The following is a 5,369-nucleotide window of genomic DNA, read 5'->3' as shown; positions in this document are numbered from 1 at the left end:
GGCGCGAGTCAACGGGGCGCGGGGCGCGAGTCAACGGGGCGCGGGGCGCGAGTCACTCCTCGCCGCGGATGAACGCCTCCACGCGCCGACGGCCTTCCTCGTCGGGCAGCTGCACCGGCGGGGACTTCATCAGGTACGACGAGGCCGCCAGCACCGGGCCACCCATTCCGCGGTCCTTGGCGATCTTGGCGGCGCGGATGGCGTCGATGATGATGCCGGCGGAGTTGGGGGAGTCCCAGACCTCGAGCTTGTACTCCATGTTCAGCGGGACGTCCCCGAACGCGCGCCCCTCGAGGCGGACGTAGGCCCACTTGCGGTCGTCGAGCCACTGCACGTAGTCGGAGGGACCGATGTGCACGTTGCGCGCCCCCAGATCGTGCTGGAGGTTCGAGGTGACCGACTGGGTCTTGGAGATCTTCTTGGACTCCAGCCGCTCACGCTCGAGCATGTTCTTGAAGTCCATGTTGCCGCCGACGTTGAGCTGGTAGGTCCGGTCCAGCACCACGCCCCGGTCCTCGAACAGCTTGGCCATCACGCGGTGGGTGATGGTGGCGCCCACCTGGGACTTGATGTCGTCGCCGATGATCGGCAGCCCGGCGTCCTCGAACTTCTTGGCCCACTCCGGGTCGGAGGCGATGAAGACGGGGAGCGCGTTGACGAAGGCGACGCCGGCGTCGATCGCGCACTGGGCGTAGAACTTGTCGGCCTGCTCCGAGCCCACCGGCAGGTAGGACACCAGCACGTCGGCCCGGGCCTCCTTGAGGGTGGCCACGACGTCGACCGGCTCGGCGTCGGACTCCTCGATGGTCATCCGGTAGTACTTGCCCAGGCCGTCCAGCGTGTGGCCGCGCTGCACGGTGACCCCGGTCGGGGGCACGTCACAGATCTTGATGGTGTTGTTCTCCGAGGCGGTGGTCGCCTCGGCCAGGTCGAAGCCGACCTTCTTCGCGTCCACGTCGAAGGCGGCGACGAACTCGACGTCGCCGACGTGGTAGTCACCGAAGGTGACGTGCATGAGACCCGGCACGCTGGCCTGCGGGTCGGCGTTTTGGTAGTACTGGACGCCCTGGATGAGGGAGGTGGCGCAGTTGCCCACCCCCACGATTGCCACTCGAACCGAACCCATCGGGCTCTCCTCTTCTGTCACCATCGGATCTTCTGTGCTGTGCGGACCGTTCAGACCGGCCCCGGCGTACGCCGGGCCGCGTCCTCCTGGTCACGTTCGGCGTTGATCAGGTCGGACAGCCAGCGCACCTCGCGCTCCACGGACTCCACTCCGTGGCGCTGCAGCTCGGCGGCGTAGCGGTCGACCTCCTTCTGGGTCATGGAGAGCTGGGTCTGGACCCGGTCCAGCCGCTCCTGCAGGCGGGTCCGACGACCCTCCAGCACGCGCAGCCGGATCTCCATGTCTGTGCGGCTGAAGAAGGCGAACCGTACGTCGAAGTTGTCGTCCTCCCACGCGGTGGGCCCGACCTCCGCCATCAGCCGCTCGAACTCGCGGTGACCCGCCGGGGTCAGCGCGTAGACGATCTTGGGGCGGCGGGTGACGGCCGTCAGCGTGGACGAGGTCTCCTCGATCAGCGCGGAGCGCATCATCTTCTTCAGCGCGGGGTAGAGCGAGCCGTAGGACAGCACCCGTCCCCACCCCAGCATCAGGTTGAGCCGCTTGCGCAGCTCGTAGCCGTGCATCGGACCCTCGTGCAGCAGTCCGAGGACCGCCAGCTCGATGGTCTCACCACGACGTGCCATGCAACCTATCGTAGCGATATATCCTGTCGACGCGAATCGGCGATGCGTCACACCGGCGGGTCGCGGTCCGCGGCACCCCGGACGAGCCGGACCCGGGTGACGGCGTGGCCGGACACCGCCAGCACCTCCGCCCGCCACGCGTCGTCGAGCGCGACGACGTCCCCGGCCTCCCGCGGGATGCGTCCCAGGCGCGCGAGCACCAGACCGGCCACCGTGGTGTAGTCCGAGGTCGGGGGGAGGTCCATCTCGACCCCGATGTCGGGGAGGTCGTGGAGCGGGAAGGTGCCGGGCACGAGGAGGCTGCCGTCCGCGCTCCGCTCCGAGGCTCGTACGTCGCGGTCGGTCTCGTCGTAGATCTCCCCGACGATCTCCTCCAGGATGTCCTCCAAGGTGACGATGCCGTCGGCCGAGCCGTGCTCGTCGACCACGATGGCCAGCTGCTGGCGCTGGTCCTGGAACTGCCGCAGAGCGCCGAGCAGCGGCAGCGTGTCCGGAAGGTGCAGCACCGGCGCGGCGACTTCGGCGACCCGCCCGGGTCCGCCGGCGGCCACCGAGGCCCAGTGCACCACGCCCACCACCTGGTCGAACTCCTGGCCCTCGACCACGGGGACCCGGGAGTGCCCGGACTCCACCAGCGTCCGGCGGGCCTGCTCGAGGCTCATGGAGGCGGAGACCCGGACCACCGACCCGCGCGGCACGAGCACCTCGCGCAGGGTCCGCTCCCGGATCTCGAAGGCGCCCGAGATGATCTCGCGCTGGAACGGCGCCAGCACCCGTTGGCTGGCCACGAGGTCGCGCAGCTCCTCAGGGCTGATGTCCTCCGGCTCGGCCTCGAGACGGCCCCCGAGCAGGCGGACCAGCACGTTGGTGGCCGAGCCGAGCATGGCCACCACGGGTCGGCTGAGGGTGGCCAGCAGGTCCAGCGGTCTCGCCACGAAGAGCGCCCAGGGCAGCGCCCGTTGCATGGCGAGCCGCTTGGGGGCCAGCTCGCCGACCACCAGGGTGACGAAGGTGAGCAGCACGGTGACGGTCGCGACGGCCACGGTCTCGGCGGCCCGGCCCAGGAACGACAGGGAGGGGACCAGCGGCTCGGCCAGCGACACCGCGGCGGTGGCGGAGGCGAGGAACCCGGCGAGGGTGATCCCGATCTGGATCGTGCCCAGGAACCGGTTGGGGTCGCGGACCAGCCGCACCAGGCGGCGGGGCCTGGCCCCGCCCTCCTTCTCGAGCTGCTTGAGCTGGCCCTCACGCAGCGACACCAGGGCCATCTCGCTGCCGGCGAAGGCCGCGTTGAGAAGCACCAGGACCGCCACCAGGCCGAGGTCGAGCCAGTAGCCGGACAACGGGGGATCACCAGTCTTTGCACGAGGGGGCCGGGAGAGTGTCGTCCACCATAGCCAGCGACCGGCTACCTGAGAGGCGCCTGAGCGGATTGGTGACCCTTCGCGGGGGCCCCGTACCCTCGGATGGTCCGTCCGCCCCCGCACCACCCGGAGACATGCACACGTGAGCGCCAAGCGCAGGGCCCCCGGCAAGGCCGTGACCAGGTCCAAGGCACCCCGGAGCACCCGGCGCCGGCTCCTCTCGGTGGCGAAGTGGGGCCTCATCGTCGGGCTCGTGGCGGTGCTGATGGGCGTCGGGGCGTTCGTCTACGTCTACCGGACGACCGAGATGCCCGACCCGAACGCCGACTTCCTGACCCAGACCACCAAGATCTACTACGCCGACGGCAGCACCGAGCTCGGCTCCTTCGCCACCCAGGAGCGCGAGTCGATCAGCCTGGACGAGATGCCCCAGACCCTGCAGGACGCGGTGATCTCCGCGGAGGACCGGACGTTCTGGACCAACCGGGGCATCGACCCACGAGGGATCCTGCGGGCGGCCTTCAACAACGCCTCCGGCGGCGCCACCCAGGGTGCCTCCACGATCACCCAGCAGTACGTGAAGATCCTCTACCTCACCAGCGAGCGCAGTCTGCAGCGCAAGCTCAAGGAGGCGGTGCTCTCGCTGAAGATCCAGCGCGAGCAGAGCAAGCAGCAGATCCTCGAGGGCTACCTCAACACGATCTACTTCGGCCGCGGGGCGTACGGCGTCCAGGCAGCGGCCAACGCCTACTTCGACCACCCGGCCGGGGAGCTGACCCTCAAGCAGAGCGCGGTGCTCGCCAGCGTGCTGAACAGCCCCACCGCGCTCGACCCGGCCAACGGCAAGGAGGCGCGCCAGGAGCTGCTCGCCCGCTACCGCTACGTCCTGTCGGGCATGGCCGAGGCCGGCGACATCAGCCAGGAGCAGGCGGACCGGGCGTCGCGCCGCCTGCCGGCGTTCCCCCGGATCGAGGCCACCAGCCAGTACGGCGGGCAGAAGGGCCACATGCTGAAGCTGGTCCGTGACGAGCTGCACGCCCTCGGCTACAGCGACGAGCAGATCGACGGCGGGGGGCTGCGGGTCACCACGACCTTCACCCCCGAGGCGATGGCGGCCGCGGGTCAGGGGGTGAGCGAGGCCAAGCCGGAGGGCTTCGGCGACAAGCAGCTGCACATCGGTGTCGCCTCGGTGGAGCCCGCCACCGGCGCGCTGCGCGGGTTCTACGCCGGCCAGGACTACCTGGACTCGCAGATCAACTGGGCCGTGGCCGGCGGCATGGTCGGCTCCACCTTCAAGCCGGTCACGCTCGCGGCCGCCCTCGAGGACGGCTTCTCCCTCAAGGACACCTTCGAGGGGAACTCGCCGTACGAGTTCCCCGACGGCCTGCAGGTGCGCAACGAGGGCTCGGGCAGCGACGGGCTCGGCAACGACTACGGCTCCGCGGTCAGCGCGGTGACCGCCCTCGAGGAGTCGATCAACACCGCCTTCGTCGACATGTCCGCGAGCATGGACGACGGCCCGGCGAAGATCCTGCAGATGGCGAACCGGCTGGGCATCCCGCCTGCGAAGCCCAGCCAGAAGTACCCGGGGATCCCCGACCGGAGCCGGGACCTCGAGGCGGACGGGCTGATCACCCTGGGCAAGGCCCGGATCAGCCCGGTGAACATGGCCAACGCCTACGCGACCGTCGCAGCGGGCGGGGAGCGGGCCCAGGTCCACGTCATCGAGAAGGTGGAGGACCGCACCGGCGAGACGTCCTACACGTTCAAGTCACCGACGCGCTCGGTGCTGGACGAGGACATCGCCGCCGACGTCTCCTACGCCATGCAGCAGGTCGTCCAGAACGGGACGGGCACCGCGGCCCTCGCGCTGGGGCGGCCGGCGGCGGGCAAGACCGGGACGGCCACCAACGACAAGGACCAGGTGTCGTCGGCCTGGTTCGTGGGCTACACCCCGCAGCTGGCCACGGCCGTCATGTACGTCCGGGGGGACGGCGACGACCAGCTCGACGGCTGGCTGCCGTCGTACTTCGGCGCCGACTACCCCGCGCGCACCTGGACGGCGGTGATGAGTCGCGACATGGAGGGGCTGCCGGTCGAGCAGTTCCCCGAGCCCGCGTACGTCGACGGCGACGCGCCCTCGTCCGGCCACGCGCCGTACGTGCCGCCCCCGAGGCCGACCGGCACGCGCAAGCCGCCGCCGTCCTCCCAGAGCGCACCGCCGTCCAGCCCGCCGCCGAGCAGCCCGACCGGCCA

4 protein-coding genes are annotated in these 5,369 nt (G+C 70.4%); 1 reads left to right on the top strand and 3 read right to left on the bottom strand.

Translation table 11 applies throughout. The features are described 5' to 3' along the window. Nucleotides 1-52: 52 nt before the first annotated feature. Genes PLP61_RS14695 through PLP61_RS14685 form a run of 3 tightly spaced genes read right to left on the bottom strand, consistent with a single transcriptional unit; the run spans nucleotide 53 to nucleotide 3,092 of the window. Nucleotides 53-1,126, bottom strand: coding sequence for an inositol-3-phosphate synthase (locus tag PLP61_RS14695; protein ID WP_324503497.1), 1,074 nt, complete (start codon nucleotides 1,124-1,126; stop codon nucleotides 53-55). 50 nt (nucleotides 1,127-1,176) lie between these two features. Continuing rightward, nucleotides 1,177-1,749 (bottom strand): PadR family transcriptional regulator, encoded by a 573-nt coding sequence (locus PLP61_RS14690; RefSeq protein ID WP_324503496.1) that lies wholly within the window; start codon nucleotides 1,747-1,749, stop codon nucleotides 1,177-1,179. 47 nt (nucleotides 1,750-1,796) lie between these two features. Beyond that, complete coding sequence (locus tag PLP61_RS14685) at nucleotides 1,797-3,092, bottom strand: hemolysin family protein (RefSeq protein ID WP_324503495.1); 1,296 nt, start codon at nucleotides 3,090-3,092, stop codon at nucleotides 1,797-1,799. 163 nt (nucleotides 3,093-3,255) lie between these two features. Between PLP61_RS14685 and PLP61_RS14680 the strand changes: the two genes are divergently transcribed. After that, on the top strand, nucleotides 3,256-5,369 hold a 2,114-nt coding region (locus PLP61_RS14680; RefSeq protein ID WP_324503494.1), incomplete at its 3' end, for a transglycosylase domain-containing protein.

It is taken from the genome of Nocardioides sp. (assembly GCF_035429765.1).
Classification (GTDB): domain Bacteria; phylum Actinomycetota; class Actinomycetes; order Propionibacteriales; family Nocardioidaceae; genus Nocardioides.
This window is presented reverse-complemented; position numbering and strand designations above follow the sequence as displayed.